At 44.7% G+C, this 22,778-nt stretch carries 24 protein-coding genes; 17 read left to right on the top strand and 7 right to left on the bottom strand.

Annotated features, from left to right (window positions below; all coding sequences use genetic code 11):
* The first annotated feature begins 9 nt into the window (after window positions 1–9).
* Window positions 10–834, top strand: coding sequence for a dihydropteroate synthase (gene folP / locus H6550_14565; GenBank protein ID MCB9047354.1), 825 nt, complete (start codon window positions 10–12; stop codon window positions 832–834).
* A gap of 263 nt (window positions 835–1,097) precedes the next feature.
* Window positions 1,098–2,501 (top strand): metallophosphoesterase, encoded by a 1,404-nt coding sequence (locus H6550_14570; protein ID MCB9047355.1) that lies wholly within the window; start codon window positions 1,098–1,100, stop codon window positions 2,499–2,501.
* A gap of 66 nt (window positions 2,502–2,567) precedes the next feature.
* On the opposite strand, the gene H6550_14575 is transcribed toward H6550_14570, so the two are convergent.
* Window positions 2,568–3,089 carry a hypothetical protein gene (locus H6550_14575; GenBank protein MCB9047356.1) on the bottom strand — a complete coding sequence of 174 codons (522 nt, stop codon included), beginning with the start codon at window positions 3,087–3,089 and terminating at the stop codon, window positions 2,568–2,570.
* A 168-nt stretch (window positions 3,090–3,257) separates the two neighbouring features.
* Between H6550_14575 and H6550_14580 the strand changes: the two genes are divergently transcribed.
* From H6550_14580 to H6550_14590, 3 genes are all read left to right on the top strand, one after another.
* Window positions 3,258–3,914 (top strand): hypothetical protein, encoded by a 657-nt coding sequence (locus H6550_14580; GenBank protein MCB9047357.1) that lies wholly within the window; start codon window positions 3,258–3,260, stop codon window positions 3,912–3,914.
* Between the two features lie 88 nt (window positions 3,915–4,002).
* On the top strand, window positions 4,003–4,641 hold the full coding sequence (locus tag H6550_14585) for a hypothetical protein (protein MCB9047358.1): 639 nt from the start codon (window positions 4,003–4,005) through the stop codon (window positions 4,639–4,641).
* Window positions 4,638–5,408 (top strand): hypothetical protein, encoded by a 771-nt coding sequence (locus tag H6550_14590; GenBank protein MCB9047359.1) that lies wholly within the window; start codon window positions 4,638–4,640, stop codon window positions 5,406–5,408. Before H6550_14585 ends, H6550_14590 begins: the two co-directional genes overlap by 4 nt.
* Before the next feature lie 81 nt (window positions 5,409–5,489).
* Here H6550_14590 and H6550_14595 read toward each other — a convergent pair whose 3' ends face one another.
* Window positions 5,490–5,735, bottom strand: a complete 246-nt coding sequence (locus H6550_14595) for an MbtH family protein (GenBank protein ID MCB9047360.1) — start codon at window positions 5,733–5,735, stop codon at window positions 5,490–5,492.
* 186 nt (window positions 5,736–5,921) lie between these two features.
* Between H6550_14595 and H6550_14600 the strand changes: the two genes are divergently transcribed.
* Window positions 5,922–6,467 carry a Crp/Fnr family transcriptional regulator gene (locus H6550_14600; GenBank protein ID MCB9047361.1) on the top strand — a complete coding sequence of 182 codons (546 nt, stop codon included), beginning with the start codon at window positions 5,922–5,924 and terminating at the stop codon, window positions 6,465–6,467.
* Between the two features lie 16 nt (window positions 6,468–6,483).
* Here H6550_14600 and H6550_14605 read toward each other — a convergent pair whose 3' ends face one another.
* Window positions 6,484–7,467 (bottom strand): NAD(P)-dependent alcohol dehydrogenase, encoded by a 984-nt coding sequence (locus H6550_14605; protein MCB9047362.1) that lies wholly within the window; start codon window positions 7,465–7,467, stop codon window positions 6,484–6,486.
* 275 nt (window positions 7,468–7,742) lie between these two features.
* Here H6550_14605 and H6550_14610 point away from each other — a divergent pair, with 275 nt between their 5' ends.
* Window positions 7,743–8,273 (top strand): hypothetical protein, encoded by a 531-nt coding sequence (locus H6550_14610; protein MCB9047363.1) that lies wholly within the window; start codon window positions 7,743–7,745, stop codon window positions 8,271–8,273.
* A 23-nt stretch (window positions 8,274–8,296) separates the two neighbouring features.
* On the opposite strand, the gene H6550_14615 is transcribed toward H6550_14610, so the two are convergent.
* A complete protein-coding gene (locus H6550_14615) occupies window positions 8,297–9,199 on the bottom strand; it encodes a class I SAM-dependent methyltransferase (GenBank protein MCB9047364.1) in 903 nt (300 codons plus the stop codon).
* 149 nt (window positions 9,200–9,348) lie between these two features.
* On the opposite strand from H6550_14615, the gene H6550_14620 reads away from it, so the two are divergent.
* Complete coding sequence (locus tag H6550_14620; protein MCB9047365.1) at window positions 9,349–10,719, top strand: GIY-YIG nuclease family protein; 1,371 nt, start codon at window positions 9,349–9,351, stop codon at window positions 10,717–10,719.
* An 11-nt stretch (window positions 10,720–10,730) separates the two neighbouring features.
* On the opposite strand, the gene H6550_14625 is transcribed toward H6550_14620, so the two are convergent.
* Window positions 10,731–12,731 (bottom strand): hypothetical protein, encoded by a 2,001-nt coding sequence (locus H6550_14625; protein ID MCB9047366.1) that lies wholly within the window; start codon window positions 12,729–12,731, stop codon window positions 10,731–10,733.
* Between the two features lie 164 nt (window positions 12,732–12,895).
* Here H6550_14625 and H6550_14630 point away from each other — a divergent pair, with 164 nt between their 5' ends.
* From H6550_14630 to H6550_14670, 9 genes are all read left to right on the top strand, one after another.
* A complete protein-coding gene (locus H6550_14630) occupies window positions 12,896–14,050 on the top strand; it encodes a hypothetical protein (GenBank protein MCB9047367.1) in 1,155 nt (384 codons plus the stop codon).
* Window positions 14,051–14,102: 52 nt separating this feature from the next.
* Window positions 14,103–14,321 (top strand): hypothetical protein, encoded by a 219-nt coding sequence (locus H6550_14635; protein ID MCB9047368.1) that lies wholly within the window; start codon window positions 14,103–14,105, stop codon window positions 14,319–14,321.
* Window positions 14,311–14,484: a hypothetical protein gene (locus H6550_14640; protein ID MCB9047369.1), complete on the top strand. Its 174-nt coding sequence runs from the start codon at window positions 14,311–14,313 to the stop codon at window positions 14,482–14,484. The genes H6550_14635 and H6550_14640 overlap by 11 nt, the downstream gene beginning before the upstream one ends.
* Before the next feature lie 311 nt (window positions 14,485–14,795).
* On the top strand, window positions 14,796–15,542 hold the full coding sequence (locus tag H6550_14645) for a DUF1361 domain-containing protein (GenBank protein ID MCB9047370.1): 747 nt from the start codon (window positions 14,796–14,798) through the stop codon (window positions 15,540–15,542).
* Entirely contained in the window at window positions 15,539–16,720 is a 1,182-nt protein-coding gene (locus tag H6550_14650; GenBank protein MCB9047371.1) for a mechanosensitive ion channel protein MscS, read from the top strand. Before H6550_14645 ends, H6550_14650 begins: the two co-directional genes overlap by 4 nt.
* Window positions 16,717–18,669, top strand: coding sequence for a hypothetical protein (locus H6550_14655; protein MCB9047372.1), 1,953 nt, complete (start codon window positions 16,717–16,719; stop codon window positions 18,667–18,669). The genes H6550_14650 and H6550_14655 overlap by 4 nt, the downstream gene beginning before the upstream one ends.
* 108 nt (window positions 18,670–18,777) lie before the next feature.
* Window positions 18,778–19,653 (top strand): bifunctional 5,10-methylenetetrahydrofolate dehydrogenase/5,10-methenyltetrahydrofolate cyclohydrolase, encoded by an 876-nt coding sequence (locus tag H6550_14660; protein ID MCB9047373.1) that lies wholly within the window; start codon window positions 18,778–18,780, stop codon window positions 19,651–19,653.
* Between the two features lie 45 nt (window positions 19,654–19,698).
* Window positions 19,699–20,280, top strand: a complete 582-nt coding sequence (locus H6550_14665) for a radical SAM protein (protein MCB9047374.1) — start codon at window positions 19,699–19,701, stop codon at window positions 20,278–20,280.
* 2 nt (window positions 20,281–20,282) lie between these two features.
* The gene (locus H6550_14670) at window positions 20,283–21,095 is read left to right on the top strand and encodes an undecaprenyl-diphosphate phosphatase (protein ID MCB9047375.1); all 813 of its coding nucleotides are present in this window, start codon (window positions 20,283–20,285) and stop codon (window positions 21,093–21,095) included.
* 120 nt (window positions 21,096–21,215) lie between these two features.
* Here the strand turns inward: H6550_14670 and H6550_14675 are convergent, their stop codons facing one another.
* Window positions 21,216–22,346, bottom strand: a complete 1,131-nt coding sequence (locus tag H6550_14675; protein ID MCB9047376.1) for a PQQ-binding-like beta-propeller repeat protein — start codon at window positions 22,344–22,346, stop codon at window positions 21,216–21,218.
* 126 nt (window positions 22,347–22,472) lie between these two features.
* Window positions 22,473–22,772, bottom strand: a complete 300-nt coding sequence (locus H6550_14680; GenBank protein MCB9047377.1) for a ribosome-associated translation inhibitor RaiA — start codon at window positions 22,770–22,772, stop codon at window positions 22,473–22,475.
* Between the last annotated feature and the right edge of the window lie 6 nt (window positions 22,773–22,778).

Raw genomic sequence — 22,778 nt, forward strand, 5'->3', positions numbered from 1 at the left:
GTACAAACAATGATTCAGAGCAAAGGACGCCAGCTGAACCTTGAAAAACCCGTGGTGATGGGCATATTGAATGCCACACCCGACAGCTTTTACAACAAGGGGCAGGACAGTGATACAGACAGCCTGCTGGCCAATGCAGAAAAGATGCTGCGCGAAGGTGCCGTCATCCTGGACATTGGCGGAGCATCTACCCGTCCGGGGGCTGAGCTGATAAGTGCTGATGAAGAACTGCAACGTGTTATCCCCGCTATTGAGGCTATCAGTAAACGATTCCCGGAAGCATGGCTCAGCGTAGACACCTACAATGCCGCTACGGCTGAGCAGGCAGTGCAGGCAGGAGCCGCTATCATCAACGATGTAAGCGGCGGCGAGCTGGATGCTGACATGCTGGCCACAGTTGCCCGGCTGAAAGTGCCTTATATAGCCATGCATATGCAGGGTACACCACAAACCATGCAACAAAACCCACAATACACCGATGTGGTAAAAGACGTACACGATTACCTGCAACATAAAATTCAAGAATGTACGGCCGCTGGTATTATGGATATTATCATTGACCCGGGTTTCGGGTTTGGGAAGACCAAGGAGCACAACTTCAGCCTGCTGAAACATATGAGCGACCTGCGTGCACTGAGCAGGCCCATACTGGCCGGCATTTCCCGCAAGGGGATGATATGGCGCACACTGGGCACCACTCCCGAAGAAGCACTGAACGGAACCACCGCCCTGCATATGGTAGCCCTGCAACAGGGTGCCAACATCCTGCGCGTGCATGATGTGCTGGAGGCTGTGGAAGTGGTGAAGCTGTGGGAGGAATTAGACCCCTCCTGACCTTCCCTGAAGGGGAGGAAATGTGATTTGTCCTGTTTTGTTTCCTTTTGTTTCCCGGAATCACGGAAAATAAAAAACTACCCGGATCATTACATAGTTTATATTGCTAAATGGTGATAATGACATGTCAAAGAACATCATGTTTGCTACAAATCAACGCATACGAATATACGTATTTTTGCTATCAATAACAAATTGTTATGCCTGCAAAACTGGGTGAAAACACGCTATTACATCACAAGCAATAGCCATATATTTAAGCCATGAAACGTTATATCCTTTTCGCTGTAATGATATTGGCCTTTGCCGGGCAGGGTTGCACAGGCTGTTCAGATAACAACAACGGCCCTGCTGATGATACAACAGGCAAACATACCGGGGCAACAGGTAAATTCCTGATGATATCGGACATACACTTTAACCCCTATTGCGACAGCAAGATATTACCCCAACTAGTGAAGGCCGACTATACCGACTGGCCAACTATATTTTCAGGTGTTACAGATACCTCGTACGGATATTATGATTCGGACACTTATTACCGACTGTTTGTTAGCGGACTGGAGGCCATGCAGGCGCAAAACAGCAAGCCGGATATGATCATCATCAATGGCGACCTGCTGTCGCACCACTTTAACGGGAACTTCTATTCACGTTCGGGAGAAACAACGGCTGAGGCTTATGAGTCGTTTGTGCGCAAGACCATATCGTTCGTGTTTATGATGATTGACAAATATTTCCCCGGGGTGCCGGTTTTGCCCGTGCTGGGGAATAACGATGACTATTGCGGCGACTATCATATACAGCCCGACGGACCTTTCCTTTCGTTCTACGCAGGGCAAAGCGCACCGATGCTGCGCAATATGCAGCAAACGGATTTTATGACCACTTTCAAAAAAGGGGGCTACTATAAAGTGACCATGCCATGGGACAGCACGCAGGCCTTCATAGGTTTGAATACCATCTTCTTCTACGAGTGGTATTCTAATGTCTGCAACCCTACCGATACCGCCAACCCGGCAACAGCAGAAATGGCCTGGCTGGAACAACAACTGGCCGACTGCAAAGCCAAAGGGCAACACGTGTGGCTATCGTACCATATACCACCGGGGATAGATGTTTATAAATCGACACAGGCGGGGCCTTGCGGCGTGATAACCATGTGGCATGAAAAATACAATACCGCTTTCATAGCATTGGTGAACAAATACCGCGACGTGATACAAGGCAACTTCGCCGGACATACGCATATGGATGAGTTCAGGCTGGTAGCTGATGGCGACGACATCACATCGTTCGTACATATTACCCCGGCCGTCAGCCCGATATTCGGCAATAACCCCGCCTTTGTTGAGGTGACGTGGGACCCTGCCAAAATGCTGATGCTGAACAGCGTGACCTACCGCTTTAAAGGCATAGAACACCGCGGCAATAATAACTGGGCAGAAGAATACAACTACGGCAAAACCTACCACATCAACAGCATAGACGCCGCAACGCTGGGCAGCCTGTGGCAGAACATAGGAACAGACACCGCCATGCACAACCGCTATGCACAATACTTTTACGTAAGCAACCCCAAAAAGAAACCCAATCCATGGCAGTATTACCGGTGCGGTATGCGCTATATAGATACAGCAGGTTTTGTGCAATGTAATTGTAAATAGTGTTTCGCAGACCGGGGGGATTTGCCACCGTTAGACGTGGTCGGGGGACTACGCCTAACGGAAGGTTTAATATGATCTTAGGGGTGTAAAAATCACTGTATCAATTATTATCCTTGGATCCTCAAATCCCATCCTATGACTAAGAAACAAGGTAATAGCACTTGCCGTATCATGGCTCATAGATGGCCTTGAACACAAAGGAACTCCCCGCGATAGATCGGCCTTCTCAAACAAATAATCACACCGATCAAAATCCCCGATCTCGTTCTTAATACTAAAAACCAATTGGGTATATTCTTTGACCTTTAGCTCGGCAAATCCGTTTACACAGTCGTAAGTCCATATATGCTCCATCCAAACTTTATCAAGATCAAAACTGTTAGAACTATCAAGAATAAACGACGTCTTGTTTGGACGTAATTCGCAAACAAACACGCCCTTATCCTTAGAATCATCGATACTTAAACTGACTTTGTTCAGTCCGGTTTTTCTTACAATACACTCTATGCCACAAGAAACAAACAACAAAATGGACACTAATAAAATAATACCAGCCTTGAATTTTATTGTTGACTTAATGTTTTTCATTGGGTTTATTTTGATTAATATCGTAAAGAAAGCTCAGATATACACACAAAATAGCCAATATATTTTAACCTGTCTTGCCCAGTTCGGCATAGCCCCCTGACTATATAGAACGTACTAATACTCATAATTTTAAATTAACTTTGAGAAAAAACAGTGCGACCCATTTTATTGATACTTATATTCCTATGCTATTCATGTGGGGCGCCTCAAGACAGTCACAACCAGGCAAGCAATATTTATTCCGCCCTGAAAGAGTTACTAAAAACGGACCATATCAATATTCTGAAAGAGAATAGATCAGTTAAAATAGAAATTGAAGACTCACGACTGATAGATGAAGCAATAGAGCAAAAGTCTACTTTTTTCTCATATGAACTTTATGCGAGTATCGTTTCAGTTCTGGCAATAAGTGATTTTTCATCCAATGATTGCGATTCAATACTTATAGACATAAAACAGCATGGAGTCGAAAATTCATATGACTATAGCTACAAGGACATTGAATTGGTTGTAAACAAATACAACGCATGCAAATTATTTTGCAAAGCGATCCAGGATGGGGATTTTAAAAAGGCAAAAAGTTACATCAATAAACAAATACTGGAACAGGAAGGCAATGAACAAGTTGATCAGATGTTCAATGATTATTTTTCTCTGGGTCAAGTTGAAAAATTCGCATTAACTGCCTTTCAGATCAGGGATGACAGAAAATATGTAATGTTAGTAGTAAATATTACTTATAAAGGAAAAGGGAAACAAAAGTATATTTTCATGTACGAATTTTCCGACCAGTCAGATGATATTTATGCAATATCTATACCATAGCATGTATCTCCAAGCCCACCTCAACAGGGCAAAAAATTGTTAAACTGAATAAATTTTGTTTACATTTATCTTCACTTAAAACACTATTATGAAGAAAATACTTATAACCACCATGCTACTCCTTACCCTGACCTCATTTAGCGCAATAGCACAGTTTGGTATCAAGGGTTCATTGTTAAGTCCGGGCGGAGACATAGTACCCACCCACAAAAAAGGGACTGCATACGAGATATATTATGTACAGAACGAGTGGGACGGCCTTATGCAAAGCCGTGTCGGATTCTTTCACACTACATTATCCCCGGCATTGGATACCTTCTTTGTATATGGTGTAAAATCAGAAATAAGTGGTGTTAATACACTGCTGCCGGGCTATGCTGTGTACCAGAAGCTCAGGATGAACTGCATTTTCATTGATCAGAGTATCAGGATCATCAATAAAAAAGGACTGGCCCTGTATGCGGGCATAGGCATTATGATAGGCAGCGCAAAAATGAAATATGACCGCTATATTGAATCTATGATAATTGAGACCGACGGCATTGTGAACCCCGACATCGGTGGACTAAGAGGCAATGTCCAGGCTGCCTATAAGATCAACAGCCATTTCCAGGTATATATGCAGGCTATGCACAATGCTATAGTTGCATCAGACTGGTCGAACAGTTATGCTCATAACACATACGGAATAGGTATAAACTACTTTATCAAATCAGACGAAGAATGAAGAACCAAATACTCCTGATCACTGCCGCTATCCTGGTAATATTCAACTCCTGCAAAAAGAAACCCGATGCTAAAGACTATCATCCCGTAGTCAAGACAACGGGCGCAGAAATATTGTCAGACGGCTCAGTACAAGTTACGGGCGAAATAGTTGCTACTGGCTATACCGATATTGTGCTGGCAGGCTTTTGCATGGACACCATCCCCAACCCCGACCTCTTGAGCAACCAGCAATCCATAGATACCTTGTACGGCAATACGTTCCGCTATGTGTACAAAAACCTGGACGGCTTGCATAAATACTATTTCAGGGCATGGGCCGCTAATGAGAACGGGTACGCTGCCGGAGGTGATGTATCGTTAGACAGTATCAGTATACCGACAACATTTATTCCATGCACGCCCCCGTTAGATACAGTTATTTACAGCCATCCGCAAAGAACAAAGTACGAGCCGTTATACAGCAAAGCCAAATACTATTTCTCATCTAACTGGCGAATAGACATGTCTACCAATACCAAAAGCATATATTTTGAGTTCAGCCAGAAACCGACCAACGGAGTGTACAAGATATTTGAAAATACCAATGGTACCAACCTTGTGACCATCTTGTTTGGAGGATACGAAGCAGAGTCAGGATCAAAGTTATATGTCAGGCAGATAGATAATGAACATATAGAAGTGACCATTTGCGATGCACAGGTATTTAACGGAGCCTTTATGGACTCTGTCAGCACGAGGTTTATCGCAACATACTCAGAGCATTAGGCACAGCATTACCTGGCTTTACACCGGAAGAATAATTGCAAGTAGTGTATTGCCGGGTCAAAAAGAGACTTTGTTCGCCCCCTACTTGCCTTCTTCCCTGCGGCGGCGTTCTTCTGCTTCCATTTCTTCCATTTTCTTGCGTAGCGATAGCGGGCGCATATCGGTCCATACCTCTTTTATATAGTCGAGGCACTCCTGTTTGGTACCGCGTTTACCCACAGCCTCCCAGCCCAACGGCATCTCACGGTCTGCCGGCCATATAGAGTATTGTTCTTCATAGTTGATCACTACTACATATTCTCTTGTGTCTTCTTCATCTTCCCACATAAGGTATACGTTTTCAGGTTATTAATGTCTAAAGTTATTACTGCTCATATTGCTACACAAGGGTGAAATCACCCATTTTTCTCATTTGTGTATCTTTATGCGGTATTATCAACCCCGCAATACAACATTATGACCACTGCATTACAACAACGAGAGCTTGAAGTATTAGAGCACTTCATTAAAAGCATGAACATGCTGACCGATGATGAGGTGCAACTGATAATAGACAACACCCAACTACGCAGCTACAAAAAGGGCGACATTATCCTGCGCGAAGGCCAGGTATCGCGCGAGTGTTATTTCCTGCTGCAGGGCTGCATCAGGGAATATTACATAGTAGACGGCGAAGAAAAATCAACCGCTTTTTATACCGAGGGCCAACCCGTTACATCATTTACCAGCTACTCCCGTCAAAAACCTTCTAAACACTTTATGGTGTGTGCCGAAGACTGCATCGTGACCGTGGGTACTGATGAACTGGAAAAAGAAATGTGCCAAATGATACCGCGCCTTGAATCGGTGATAAGGCAGGAGGTGGAAAAAGCAACAGGTGAAGTGCAGGACGACCTGGCGAAATTCATCACCTCATCGCCCGAGGAGCGCTATAAAGACCTGCTGGACAACCGCCCCGAACTGCTGAACCGCATACCGCAACACCAGATAGCCAGCTATATAGGCGTAACACCCGAATCGCTGAGCAGGATAAGGAAGAGGATGCTCAATGCTAAATAAGCACCCTCTCCCACTCTTACATTGACAGAACGATGTTGCCGCGCTTGTGGCCGGAGTCGATATACCTATGTGCATCTACTACCTGCTCCATGCTGTACCTGCGCTCTATTACAGCATTGAAGGTGCCTGTATTCATCATTTGCAACAAGTCACCGATCATCTGCTTAAAATCCTTAACCGGCTTAATACCCGTTGCATCAAATTTTGTTTTTCTCCCACCACGAAAAGGGTTCAGTAACATTTGCTTCAGCATGGCAAGCGTCAATACCGGCGACATATATATCCCATCGGGGGTCAAAACATGCTTTGCTTCACCCATACTACTCTTTCCTATGGTATCATACACTACATCGTATTGTTGGTCGCCTTTTGAAAAGTCCTGCTGCTTATAATCTATTACATGATCAGCACCCAGGGAGCATACCAGGTCAACATTAGCCGCACTGCACACACCTGTCACCTCGGCACCCATGCGTTTGGCAATTTGTACAGCGGCAACGCCCAGGCTACCCGATGCCCCGTTGATCAATACCTTTTGCCCGGGCTGTACCTTCGCCAGGTTCTTCAGGAAGTTGTAAGATGTAACCGGCCCGTCAGACATAATAGATGCTTCCTCGAAAGAGAGAAAATCGGGCAATGGCATTACTATACCGTCTGCAGGTACACATACATACTCAGCATTCGTACCAAAAATAGCCGCGGTATGGCCAAACACGGCATCGCCTATTTCATAGCCTGTTACATTTGCTCCCTTACCTGCTACCAGCCCGGCAAAACCTGAACCCGGTATAGGGCGTTTGGGACGCTTTAGCCCAAGGAACAAGCGGGCGAAACGCGGCGTACCAGTCCTCATCATAGCTGATGCTGTTGAGAGGCCGGACGCGTGTATCTTAATTAACAACTCATTTTCTTTAGGTTGCGGACGTGCCGCATCTTTTACTTCTAAAACTTCGGGCCCGCCATAACGGGTAACAAAAACTGCTTTCATTATTTTTATCATTTTATTGTTTAATTATATACATACTGTTTTTAGCAGGGTCTTTACCAGGGACGCCAGCAATAAGACTGCGGGCTTTACTATTACTCTGAATACATAAAAACTGATCATGGGTGTTGTTTTTTTGATTACAGGTGCAAAAGTATCCCCGTGCCTGCGGGCAGACATTGACTTTGGGTAAGAAATGAAATTGGAGAGAAAATATCCGGAAAATACATCGTCGATATTCGGCACGACTATTGTGCAGGAATTATTACCTTAACTAAAAATATACCTATATGACATCTAAACTGACCCTTCCGATAGTCGCTTTCGGCTTTTTGCTCCTTGTATTTTCCTGCGGCAATAAGAATAAAGAAACAACAACCGTAACCCCGGAACCACCCAGCAACGAATTTTTGCTGTCAGGCAAATGGAAAGTGCTTTTCAGTGCCGATGACGATAACGAGAATGGCCAACTGGATGAGGAGGAAAAAGTACCTCCTGAAGACGGTGAAGAAATGTACATCAGTTTCCTGCCGGAAGGTATGGGCACTGTATTAAGCAAAAGCAAAGACCAGTCGGGCATTGTACAGGAAGAGACCGACGAATTTACATGGACATTGCTGAACGACCAGACCCGCATACAGATCATTGAAGAATATACGGACTCTATTGGTACAAGAGTGGTGACACAACGCGACACCAGCATCATAGACATTCTGTACCTGTCAGAAAATTCAACCACATGGGGTAATAAGTACGTTTATGCTTTCAACGGCGACACAACTATATACTGGAGCTGGCTGCAACTGGAAAAAGTGCAGTAACCGCAAAGAAAAGAAGTAATTAATTACTGCTTGGTATAAACAGCCATAATGTGCTGGCCGGGAATACCACTCTTCTGCAGTATGAACTTAGCCCAGTAAAAAGGTTTCATCAGGCGCATCATTTTGCGCTTACCTTCGTTACGATAGCTGTTTTCCCTGATGTAAATGTTCACAAAACCGGGTATCGCCATCAATGTGATGGGATCGTAAAAAACTTTATCGGTTTTTAGTCCGAAATAAGGTGCAATAGCAGTGAGCGATTCCGTATTCCACCAACCCATATGATGCGGGGGTATATTCAATGCATAATGCCTGATGCTTTTAAAGAAATAGGGATCATTATTCGGTACGGCAATAAGTAGTTTACCACCAGGCTTCAGGCAGGTTACCGCCGCTTCAACAAAGCCTTTAATATCTGCTATATGCTCCAGCACCTGGAAGAAATATACAACGTCATAGGTATTGGCATGAGTTGCCGCGTGCTCTTGCACCAACTCATGACGCAGGTCCAGTCCGTTGGCTTTGCCTTTGTTCACTGCCTGCAGGTTCAGCTCCAGCCCTGTAGCGTCGCAACCCCGGTTATCTTTCAGGTACTTCAGGTATTTGCCTTCACCGCTGCCTACTTCCAGCACCTTACTACCTTTGGGTATAAACTCAGGTGCCTTATCGTACTCCCACTTCCAGTCCAGATAATACCAGGGAAATTGCTGCAGTTCGTCATATAACTGCTCATCGCCGATAACAGAGAACGGGTAAAAAAAACGATATCCTGTGTCGGGACATTGATACACCTCAATTTCTTCCAGTCCTTTAAAGTGTCGTTCCACACTCATATTATAATCCTTGCGATACTCATCTACAATGCGCTCAACAGGCATTTTCATTACAAGCGTGGCAGGACTACCCGTCACAGGGGATTTTACCATTAGTTACTGATTTTGACGATTCAGGAGGTGCAATATAAAAAACAAATAACAAACCCCGCCTGTAATAGATTACACAAAAACTGTATACCTAAGCTTAACCTATATTTCATCAGGCAGGTAGCGTGTTTTTTCTCTATCTTTAACTATCCATGCTATATGCAGTAGTAGATATAGAAACCACCGGGAGTTATGCCGCAGGAAATGGCATCACCGAGATCGCCATTGTGATTCACGACGGAGAGAAGGTACTGCACGTCTACGAATCACTGGTAAATCCTAAACAAGGTATCCCTTATTTTATACAAAGGCTTACAGGCATCAATGACAATATGGTGCAGCATGCGCCTACTTTTGCCGAGATAGCTCCACAGGTGTATGAGCTACTACAGGACAAAGTATTCATTGCACATAATGTCAACTTCGATTACAGCTTTGTAAAGCACCACCTGGAGAAAGAAGGGTTTGAGTTGAACACCAAAAAGCTGTGTACAGTAAGGCTGGCCCGTAAGATAATACCCGGTTTGCGCAGCTACAGCTTAGGCAAGCTTTGCCACCAGGTGGGCATTGAGCTGACCAACCATCACCGTGCAGGAGGTGATGCTATGGCTACAGCACAGTTATTAAAAATGCTGCTGGAAGAGGATACAGAAAATGTGATAGACGGTATGCTGAAAGGCCGTAACAGGGAGCAATACCTGCCACCGAACGTACCTGTTGAACAAGTAGATAATGTGCCGCCCGTTCCGGGGGTATATTATTTTTACGATGCCCGTGGCAAGATCATATATGTAGGCAAGGCGGTGAACCTGGCCAAACGTATCAAGAGCCATTTCAGTAATAACAAGACCAATAAACAAAAGCAGGAATTTCTGCGGGAGATACATCGCATATCATATACCGAGTGCGCAACCGATCTGATGGCGCATATACTGGAAAGTGCGGAGATACGCAGATTATGGCCGTCGCACAACCGCAGCCAGCGCGGCTACCTGCCACGCTTCGGCTTGTTTGTATACGAAGACCGTAATGGCTACAAACGTTTCGGAATAGAAAAGAACAAACTCTACTTCAAACCCGTACATACTTTCAATACCATTATTGAAGGGCATAACCATATACGCGAACTGATACAGGAATATAACCTGTGCGCAAGACTGTGCAACCTTGCCAAAACAGAAGACTGCAGTACGAGCATGTATGCTGCACATTGCGAAGGTGCCTGCACGGGAGAAGAAGATGTAGCCGGCTACAATGCCAAAGTAGACAAAGCCATTGCTGGTATGCAGCAACAACTGCCAACCTTCGCGCTATTGGACAAAGGCATCAGTGAAACAGAACAGAGTTGCATACTGGTGAAACAAGGCAGCTTTTTTGGCATGGGTTATATAGCCAACGAGACACTGCTGAACGACATGGAAAAGCTGGAAGAGAGCCTGGAGCCCTACCAGGACAATGACTATATCCGTAACCTGGTGTTCAAACACGCAGCCGAATATCCTGAAAAATGTTTTTCATTTTAACACCACCACCGCTATTGCGCCAGCCAGTACTTACGCAACAGCCACTCTGCCACGGCAAATAATAATATCAGCAGGAAGAACCACTTACGGTCTATCAGTGGAACTGTTTCTATATTTGTTTCAATAATTGGTTTAATGTTATCATTAGTGGCAATGCTATCGTATACCAATGACAGTTTTGATGACGGAAAGAAAGCGCCGTTGTTATACTCTGCCAGGCTATACAGCATAGCATAATCAGCGCCGGTCTCCATAAGTTCAAGTGGAATTGTTTCCACCATAAAATTGCCGGAGGAAGTGTAAGTATTACCATTATAAACAGCGTGAGCAGTATAGGCATATGTACCGCCGGCACGTATGCCTATATTAAGTTGATATGCATTACCTGAGCGTTCAAATGTGTAGGGCATCTCATTACCACTACTGTCACGGATGGATACCTTTACTTCGGGCTCATTGATAGCCTCGCCATTGGCATTACGCAGATAAGCGTTAAAGCTGATGGCTTCCTGGTCGCTCCAGATATATTTGGGGAGTGTTACGCTGAATGGCTTACCCGTATTATCAGTTGACAGGAAAGACATGGTCTGCCTGATGCACTCATCTATGGTGTTGGTATTCCCAAAGTTCTTATACTCATACATACGCCAGCGCCAAAGCCCGTCTCCTGCGATTATAGCTGTTGGTTTCCGTCCCTGCCTCAACGCCCATAACGGCACATCACTGCCCTTGTCAACAAACAATGCCTGTGCGCCGGGCACCAATTGTATCTTACCACCGGGTATAGCTATTGGCGGGAACTTATCCACTACCGCCCTGATATTCTGCGGCAGGTTAAAGCTGTTGAAGGTTGGGTTGTAAGCGGCAAACACATTTCTCAGCGCACCTGGTGTTATATTGGAGGCTACGGGTTTATCTAAAGAACCTAACGCGGCATTATCAGTTCCGCGCCCAAGTATGATCCACGTTGGTTTGTTACTACGCATAATGGTAGTGTTACCACTATAACCCTGTCCGGGCAGTTGGTGTAATACCAGTATGTCATAATCATCCGGCAACGAAGGAAAATCATTATTTACCCTTACAGTTATCTTATAATTATCCAGTCCTGCTAAGGCTTCTTTTATCGCTTTAATATCCGGGTGCGGTGCAAGCCCTGCAATAAGTATATGCTTTTGTTCATCTATCACCTCTACAAAAACATCCCTCCTGTTATTTACTGTATTGGCCTCGCCATCGGCGGCCGGAGCGGTAATTACATAATGATGCAAACCCGGCTTATCGGCCCTTATCGTAAACGACACAGAACGGTCGAACTTATCACCATTGATACTCAAAGTAGCATTGGCAATAGTGTTACCATCCTCCGTTATTCTTACAGTGTTATTATAACCCTTACATTTATCCGCTACCACGTCTGCACGCACCTCGAAGCTGTTATTCATGGTTACGGTCTTGTTGGCATATACCTGAGCTACACGCAGGTCTTTCTGTACATCAGTATCACCAATACCAATGGTATACAAAGCGCCTTTAAATGATAGTTGCTGGTGAACAGGATTCACACCCTGGTTATACCTGCCATCAGTGGCTAAAACTACAGCACCCAGGTTTTGTGTACCATAATACTCCTGCACTTTGTTCAGGGCAGAAGACAGGTCTGTACTTTCATTCTTATACCCGAACAGGCTGTCTTTATCACATTTTCCTTCCAGGTTCCATGTCACTACCTGGTATTTGCCGGCTAATTTATCCAATAGCTTCCCGGCAGCATCTTTGTAAGTAACACTGTCTTTGTCAAGCGCTACACCTACAGAACGGGAGTCATCCTGCAAAAAGAGTACTATTGGTTTGCGGGTCTCGTGCTTTTGTACAGTAAAAACAGGTGTTAACAACAACAGAAGGGTAAGTAACACCACTATGCCTCGTAGCGATGCGGTGAGCCAAGGGTAAGGGACGGCACGCTTCACATCGGCGCGATAAGAAACATATCCCGCGACAGCAGCCAACATTATTGCAAGGAAAACCCAGAGCCAAAGCATAAGTATGCAAACTAAGGAAAAAATACAAAGGGTTGATAATTATATCATTAACCCACACTAACACTTATCATTATTTTAACGATTTATCCGCTTTACCGTTTTGCAGTAATTTCGCGGTTAAAGGTCTGCGGCATATGAAGATGTATGAGGTAAAAACCAATGAAGACAAACAAGCGTTCCTTGCATTACCCGTTGAGATATACAGGAACGACCCCAACTGGATACGCCCGCTGGATAAAGACATAGAGGAAGTATTTGACCCCGGTAAGAATAAATTTTTCAGAAAAGGTGAGTGTAGCCGCTGGCTGTTGAAAGATAATGGTGGTAAGACCATCGGAAGAATAGCCGCATTTGTCAATAACACTTACAAGCAGGAACAACCCACAGGAGGCATAGGTTTTTTTGAATGTATCAATGACTATACCTCAGCAGCATTTATGCTGGACCATTGTAAAAACTGGTTGCAGGAACGGAGCATGGAAGCCATGGACGGGCCTATCAACTTTGGAGAACGGGATGCATGGTGGGGATTGCAGACGGAAGGATTTCAGCAACCCCTTTACAGGATGAACTACAACCCGCCCTATTACCGGGAGTTGTTTGAGCAATATGGGTTTCAAACCTATTTTGAACAGTTGTGTTTTTCGCTGGACCCGCAACAACCTTTGCAGGAAAAATTTATGCACAGCCACGAAAAAGTAAGTGCCGACCCGAACTTTAAAGCCATTCACTACAATAAGAAACAGCTACACAAATTCGCCGGAGATTTTACCACCATCTACAATAAGGCATGGGCTGCGCATATAGGCAATAAGCAGATGGAAGAACGAAGTGTAGTAAAAATGCTGCAGGGTATCAACGCTGTGGTAGATGAACAGATAATATGGTTCACCTACTATAAGGAAGAGCCTATAGCCTTCTGGGTAAATATTCCTGACCTGAACCAGTATTTCAAACATTTTAACGGCAAGCTGGGTATCCTGCAAAAGCTGCGCCTGCTGTGGATGAAAGCATTTACAAGGATAGACCGCTTTACCGGTTTGGTATTTGGTGTTGTACCTGAATACCAGGGCAAAGGTGTGGACGGGTTTATGATAGTAGAAGCCGCGAAAATAATACAGGGCAAACACCTGTACGATAAATACGAAATGCAGTGGATAGGCGACTGGAACCCGAAGATGATCAGCATTGCAGAAAGCCTGGGTACACATATCAGCCGGAAATTACGCACCTACCGTTACCTTTTTGACAGGACGAAAGAATTTAAGCGGCACCCAATCTTAAAGTAAAAAAGAAAAAAACTAATGTATACATTATATTCGTAGTGCAAATATTTCAATCATGAGTAAGAGCATCACAAGAACATGGTTAGTGATCAACCTCGTCTTGGTTATTTACTATATATATATGGCATTTACGGCAGGCTTCGACAATAAAACTACGACGTTATTGCTGGCCATATGTTCCATTTCGAACACAGTATACCTGATGTACAAAATGGGTATTTTTAAAAAAGGGGCATTGCGCCCTGATGCGGAATCAAGAAAGAATGAAAATTAACTTAGTTACTATCTGGATAACCGTCAATATACTGCTGGCCGCCTTAATGGTGTATTTCGTTGTTACCGCGGGTATCGGCGACAGCAAAACCCTATTCCTGATTTTTCTGACTAATCTGAGCGCATTGCTGTTTATCGCACTCAGGAAGAAGATGGTAAAATAGTTTACCACTACTACCTTTTTTACATTCCTCATCTTTCCGGTTTGTTTCTATTCCAACCTGGAAGAGCGTACCTGCATTTTGCACATTCTTTCCTTCTTCATTAATTAAATACAAAATGTTATAATTTATTAATTATTTGCATTAAATTGGCTTCTATACGAAAGCGATCTTGCTCCTAAAGGGGCGATAACTAAGTATCATTGCGAATCAGTGAGCCGTGATACCTATTGAACTATTTCCCTGATATAGTCCGGACGATGTATGGAATGTGCCTGAACACTTCAGAATTGTATTAATATAACATTTAAAATATGAGGGAGCTTTGGCTACGAATACCCCAATACATAAGGGTTACGCTTATACTTACTGTTGTTAATATCGCCATATTAGCCGTAAGAAATATTATCGTCGGTTGTTCTGTTTTCGACTTTTTAAAGTCAAATCTCTTTATCGGTTCATTACCGGCGCTGGTAATAGCTGTATTCCTCAAAGAGTACAAGGGCAACATCAATGCATTCTTTTTCTGGTTCATTACCCTGATATGGGTACTTTTTTACCCCAATGCCCCATATATGATCAGCGACCTGATACATGTAAATGCCGATAACCATGATGAGACCTATGCCGAACTGATCGTTTTCGATACGCTTATTATATTCTCAATAGCCATGCTATCTGTTTACTATGGTTTCCTGTCGCTGAAGATCATGTTCAACATTTTTAAGGACAGGTACAGCAATGCGTTTGCACACACAGCCATAGCTGTTACCATTTTATTGAGTTGCCTTGGTTTTTATATGGGCCGCGAGATGCTTTCGGCCATTAAGCTGGGTAATGGCTACCTCTATTCATGGGAAATATTTTTAGAGCCACGACAGATAATTACAGCGGTCTGGGACCTGCTGTTCCCTATAGGCGCACATAAAGAGGCCTATATGATGATGTTGCTGTTTGGCATTGTTCAATATTTACTGCTCATCATGTTCAAAGACATCAGTAATGTGGAATCATCCGGATTCGTTACTAATACAGCAACCTCAAAAAATCAATCAGAATGACGACTGCAACAAAAATGTCCATTTTGCTGCTTACGATGGTAGGTATGCTATTTCTGCCGTGGTTAGGCTCGTACTTTTATTACTCGGGCAACTTTCCCGCAGACTTTTTCGCATACCCCACATTGAAAGCCATGCCGAAGGCGGACTTTAATATGTACATATTTGCCTTTGTTGCATTACTGTGTGCCATAGTTGCGGCTGCTTACCTGTTCCCGCAATGGTTCTTTTTCAAAAAAGTGGAAACGCCGATGGTGGTACGGCCCAAAGTAAAATGGCCCATGTGGTTCTGGTTGGGATTATTTTGCTGGGCCGGTGTGATGCTGCTCTTCATTTTTAAAGTGCGCAATCCTGCATGGTTGATCCACTGGACAGACGTGCCCCTGTTTTGGGGTACAGCGCTGATGCTGGATGGCTGGGTATATAAACGCAACGGCGGAGTATCGCTGGTAAGCAAAGTGCCGCAGGAGCTGATAGGTATAGGCGTGGCCTCAGTGTCAGGATGGATGATATTTGAATTCCTGAATTTTTTTGTAGATGACAACTGGTACTACCCGCAGGGCAACATGCTGGATAGGGAAGAATTCCTGCTCTATGCCTGTATCGTCTCCTCAGGACTGTTGCCTATCGCTTTTGAGTGGTATTGCCTGTTCAAAACATTTCCCAGGCTAAGAAACCGTTTCTCGAACGGAATTAAGATCAAAACAAATAATACTATCGACAACCTGATACTATTTGCCTGTTTCGGCGGTATGTTCGCGTCAGGGTTACTGCCCGATACTATGTTCTTTATATTGTGGCTGGGACCGCCGATTATCCTGGCGATCGTGTTGAAAAAAATAGGCGTATGGACACCTGTAATGGATATTGCCAAGGGCAACTGGACGCCTGCCCTGCTTTCGGCACTTACTTATTTCGTTACCGGATTTTGCCTGGAAGGGCAGAACTACCTGAGCGCTATTCATGCGCCCAACCTCTGGACCGGCGACCCTGCCTACTGGCAATACAGCCTGCCTTATGTAGATGTGTTGCATGTATTTGAAATGCCGCTGCTGGGCTTATGGGGCTACTTGCCGTTTGGTATCTACTGCTGGCTGTGGTGGATAGCCTGGGCTACCCTGATGAATATACCCGCGCTTTTCCTTAAAGAAGACCCCTTAAAATCTGATTCTGACCTATGACAAACAGGCTGCTGATACTATTCATTTTTCTTTCGTTAACACTGGGTGCAGGTGCACAAACCATTGTATGGAATGGCGACGACGGCAGTAAGAAACTGGGTGATAAACTGGAAGTATTAGAAGACCCTGATGGTAAATTCAGCTTCGATGAAGTTAGATCAGCCGCATATAGCGATAAATTCGTCAAGTCAGATAAGATCATCCTGAACTTCGGGCATACCGTGTCTGTTTTCTGGTTGAAGCTGACCATTGACAATGAGTCGGACAGCAAGCCTTTCCTGGAACTGATGCAGGCCTGCCTGCCGGTTTGCGACTTGTATTACAAAGATGAGAACGGACAGACGGTGGTCATCAGGTCAGGATATAAAGTACCGCTGCCTGAAAAAATAGTAAAAGACCATTTCCAGGTATTTCCTTTGCCTGCGGGCAAGCATGATTATTATGTTCGATTGATATCCAACTCTGGACCGATACCTGTCAACCTGTATACCATAAAGGCATATGAGATCAAGTCGAACAACGAAAAACTGGTCTATGGTTTTTATCTCGGCTTTATGTGTTTCCTGCTGCTGAGCAACCTGTTTTTCTTTTTCTCGCTACGCAACCGTATGTACCTGTTCTATTGCATGAACATTGTGATATACACATGTTATGCGGTAGCCGTTGTAGATGGTTTCCTGCCCTATATATTTCCGCATGCCGACCTGATGACATGGTATATAACCATACCTACTATTGGTGTAGCCATACAGAATATGTACTGTGCTTATTTCCTGGAGCTAAAAAAGTATGCTCCGAGGCTCAACAAAATAGCATGGGGAGTAATATGGTATTTTATTATTTATGCAGTAGTAAGGCTCTGGCTACCGCTTACCACTGTGCTGGCTGTCAATACGATCAATGCGCTTATTTCCTTCTTGCTGATGGCGGTAATAGGTATAGTAGTAGGTAAGAAAGGAAATAAGATGGGCTATTATTTCGGTATCGCCTTCTTCATATACTTTGCCCTCGTTATCTGCGAAGCTGTCTATATACAAACAGGCAGCCCGGCCTATTTCTGGAGCCTGAGCCATACGGCTACATCCACATTGGCAGAGGCATTTATACTTTCCTTCCTGCTGTCAAGAAGGTTTGAGTGGGAAAGGGAGGCATTCCAGCAGGCCAATGAACGAACCCAGCAAAAGCTTCTGGAAAAAACACAGGAGAACGAAAAAATGGTACGCGAGCAGAATATCGTACTGGAACAAAAGGTGGAAGAACGTACAGCACAACTTTCGCATACACTGAAAGAGATCGAAGCAGAACGACAAAAATCAGAAGACCTGCTGCATAATATATTGCCTGAAGAGATAGCAGAAGAATTGAAACAGAATGGCACCAGCGAGGCCAGGCAGTACGATCATGTCAGTGTTTTATTTACCGACTTTGTGAACTTTACAGGTATAGGCGAACATATGGACCCCAGAGACCTGGTAGCGGAACTTGACCTCTGTTTTAAAGCTTTTGATGAGATAGTAGAAAGGCACGGACTGGAAAAAATAAAAACCATTGGCGATGCTTACCTGGCGGTATGTGGCTTGCCCACCGCTGACCCTGCCCATGCCGAGAACACTATAAATGCAGCCTTGGATATACTGGAGTTTATGAAGCAGCGCCGTACCGAAGGTGGCATATTTGACATAAGGGCTGGTGTGAACAGCGGTCCGCTGGTTGCAGGTATTGTAGGGGTGAAGAAATTTGCCTACGATATATGGGGCGATACGGTAAACACCGCAGAGCGCATGCAGAGCAACAGCGAAACAGGCAAACTCAACGTCAGCGACAGTACCTATGAGCTGATCAAAGCAAAATATAATTGCGTATACCGCGGTAAGATAGACGTCAAGAACAAAGGCAGCGTTGACATGTACTTCGTGACCAGTAAACATGTAATGGCTGATATGGATTAGGAGCGTCTTTAAAGCTCCGACTCCTGAAAGAGTTCTATACTCACCCAATATTGTTATTTCCATGCTACCACCCTTTTAATTTTTGACTTAAAAACCTATTTTGCAGTCATGCAACTTTTAGACGGAAAGGCGGTATCCGCCCACATCAAAGAACAGATAAAGAAAGATACCGCAGCGCATATAGCAGCCGGCGGCAAGCAACCACACCTTGCGGCTATCATAGTAGGCAACAATCCCGCCAGCGAGGCTTATGTAGGCAGTAAGATACGTACCTGCGAGGAGCTGGGTTTTGGCTCTACGCTCAAGCGTTTTGAGGAAAGCATTACCGAAGCTGAACTCCTGGATGAGATACGCAAGATGAACGCCGATAATGATATTGACGGCATACTGGTACAACTGCCACTGCCTAAGCATATATCAGACGACGCAGTGATCAACACCATTGATGCCGGCAAGGACGTGGATGGTTTCCACCCCGTTAGCCAGGGCAAGATGCTGTTGGGCCAGAAATCGTACCTGCCCGCAACGCCTTATGGTATGCTGCTGATGCTGGAACATTATGGCATAGACACGACAGGTATGCATTGCGTGGTGGTAGGCCGCAGCAACATTGTAGGTACACCCATGACCGTGCTGATGAGCCGCAACGCCAACCCGGGCAACTGTACGGTGACCATCTGCCACAGCAAAACAAAGAACCTGAAAGAGATATGCCTGCAGGCCGATATCATAGTGGCAGCCATTGGCCGCCCGCAATACATCACTGCCGATATGGTAAAAGATGGTGCTATTATACTGGATGTGGGTATCAACCGCATTGAGGATGCTACCCGTAAAAGCGGCAGCCGACTGGTGGGCGATGTTGATTTTGATGCTGTAGCACCCAAAGCAAGCTGGATCACCCCCGTACCGGGTGGTGTTGGCCTGATGACCATTTGCGGCCTGATGATGAATACTTTGGAAGCTGCAAGGGAACATTCGTAACTTCGCGGCTTGGAAACACTTGTACATACTACCGCCTACCCGGTAATGGAGCATTTCTACACCCTGCAGGGTGAGGGGCAACATAGTGGCAGGGCGGCTTATTTTATCAGGCTGGGCGGCTGCGATGTGGGCTGCGTTTGGTGCGATGTAAAAGACAGCTGGGATGCCGACGCACACCCAAAAATGGAGGTAAAGGATATAGTGAACGCAGCCCTGCAACACCCTTGCAGGCTGGCGGTTATCACGGGTGGCGAGCCTGCCATGTACGACCTTACGGCTCTATGCAATGCACTGCACGAGCAGGGCTTCACCGTTAATATCGAAACATCCGGGGCCTACCCTATTGTTGGTGATATAGACTGGGTAACTTTATCGCCCAAAAAGTTCAAAGCCCCCATACAGGAAGCACTGAACAAAGCCAATGAACTGAAAGTGGTGGTATACCACAAGTCAGATTTTTTGTGGGCTGAAGAGCATGCACAAAAAGTGCCCGGAAACTGCAAACTATACCTGCAGCCCGAGTGGAGCAAGAAAGACAACATCACCCCATTGGTGATAGATTATATACTAGAGCACCCTGAATGGGAACTCTCATTACAAACACATAAGTACATCAACATTCCATAAACATGACCTGGTTAGAAGCAATTATCCTCGGCATTGTAGAAGGTATTACAGAATACCTGCCCGTATCATCTACCGGGCATATGATACTCACAAGTTATTTTATGGGTATACAGGAAGACACCTTTACCAAACTGTTTGAGATAGCCGTGCAGTTCGGTGCAATTCTCTCAGTAGTGGTATTGTACTGGCGAAAATTCTTCGACCTCAGCCGGTTGAACTTTTATGTAAAACTGTTCGTGGCTGTCATTCCGGCACTGGTGCTGGGCTTCCTGTTCAACGATGCCATAGAAGACCTGCTGGAAAGCCCCCTCACCGTATCGGGCATGCTCATAGTAGGTGGTGTGGTATTGATATTCATAGACAGGGCTTTTAAGAACCCCACCGTGAGCGAAGAGAAGGACATAACCATGAAAACTGGCTTTGTTATTGGCCTGTGGCAGTGTATCGCCATGATACCCGGTGTCAGCCGCAGTGCTGCTTCTATCATTGGCGGTATGCAGCAAAAGCTCACACGTAGCGTAGCTGCTGAGTTCTCTTTCTTCCTGGCGGTGCCTACCATGGCTGCTGCTACGGGTTACTCGCTGGTACTAAAGAACTGGGATGTGAACGGCACTGAGATGAAAGGCTACGAACTGATGACTCAAAACTCCGACAACCTCATCAACTTCGGTATTGGTACGGTTATTTCTTTTGTGGTGGCTATGATCGCTATCAAAACCTTTATCGCCTTCCTGCAGAAGAACGGCTTCAAATGGTTCGGTATCTACCGTATCATTGCGGGTATCATCATGCTGTTTGTATTGGGACTGAAATAACTTTTTATAGTTAGCAGTTCAACAGCATTAACAACTGATCACAACAACAATCAACTAATAGAGCCAAATAAAAAACCGCCCATCTGAGGCGGTTTTTATTATTAGTTATTTCGCTTGTTCTTACTGATTGGACAATCCGCTTGGCGCAGGATACAGCACTTTATTATTAAGTGCATTGTACACAGGAGACATATCTATCGGCGCATTCACCTTGTACTTCCATTTCAGGCTGCCGCTGGTGTCAAACGCATACAAGTGCTGGTCGTAACTTGGAAAGTAAACCGTACCGTCATATGCAACAGGCGAACCATTGATCAGCGCACCTGTCCTGTACCTCCAGTTCAGCGCACCGTCTACAATGTTCAGCGAGTAAACATAGTGGTCGTAACCACCGAAGTATACTGCCTGGTCGTAGCAATAAGCACCGCCTTTGATACGCTCTGTGGTTTTATAGGTCCACCTTGGCGTATGAGATATGGAGTCAATGCAATACAAGTAGTTATCGTCAGATCCGAAGATGATATAACCACCATATACGATCACCGGCCCTGAAACAGGCGAGCCTGTAGGCAGGTTCCAACTGCTGGCACCTGTTTCCAGGTCAATAGCATATAGCGTACCCGTAGTAGGGTTCATTGCATAAATATTAGGCGGAGAAACAACAGGATTTGACACCGGCCCAATCGGGTTAGACCAAGCCAGGCTGGCTCCCTGTGTTTTATCCATTGCATACAATGTTGTGTTGATATGCACAATGAACAAGTTACCGTAGAACGAACCCGCTGATGACATAGCCGTAGGATAAGATTGCTGTACACCCCAAACGGCCGACTTAGTGCCGTAGTTGTAAGCTATGATAAAGTTGTCTGTAGTACCTGAATATATCGTCAGCCCTTCGCCTGATATATAGCCTGCTAGTTGGTGACCGTCTACTGATGTGATAGTATCCAGTTTATTGCCTTTGTCAACACCCAGAACCACAACACCTAAATCAGAGTTCACCATTACGTAATCGCCCAGTACGATCGGCTCTTGTTTGATGTTGTTCACGCCAAAGAAACGCTCCCATACCTTCTCCCCTGTATTAGGGTCTATCGCAAATAGAAAATTATTCTGACCACTGATGTATACCGCCGGCCTCTTTGCTTCTATCAAAGGCTCATCCTTACTGAATTCAGGCTGAGAACATGATGTAGCAAGAATCACCACTGTAGAGAATAAAAATATATTTCTGATCCAACTTAGGCGCATTGTTAATATTAGTTTAAGTACTGCAAAATAGGAGATTTAGCCTTTTATTGCAAGACGATTAAAAAATAAATCCGGCTTTTAGCACGAAAAAGACCGGATTTAAATAAAATACGTTGGAAAATCGAGTTATGCAAGCATTTTTTCCTTTTGCCGCTTGATACGGGTCACCATAGAATCAAAGGCATGGTCAAATGATTGTTCGAACGCTTTAGATTGGTGCTTGACGAAAAATGAATGTTTGGGAACATACACTTTTATTTCTGCCACTTTGTCTTTTATATTGTGAACAATATTATCCAGCTTCAGATATACCTCTACGCCTATTATATTGTCGTGAAAAGTGCCCAATTTCTCTACTTTCTTGCTCACATGCTCTAAAAGCTTGGCATCTGCGTCAAAATGCACTGTCTGAATTTGTACGTTCATAAATAT

This window comes from Chitinophagales bacterium (assembly GCA_020636495.1).
Taxonomy (GTDB): domain Bacteria; phylum Bacteroidota; class Bacteroidia; order Chitinophagales; family Chitinophagaceae; genus UBA5543.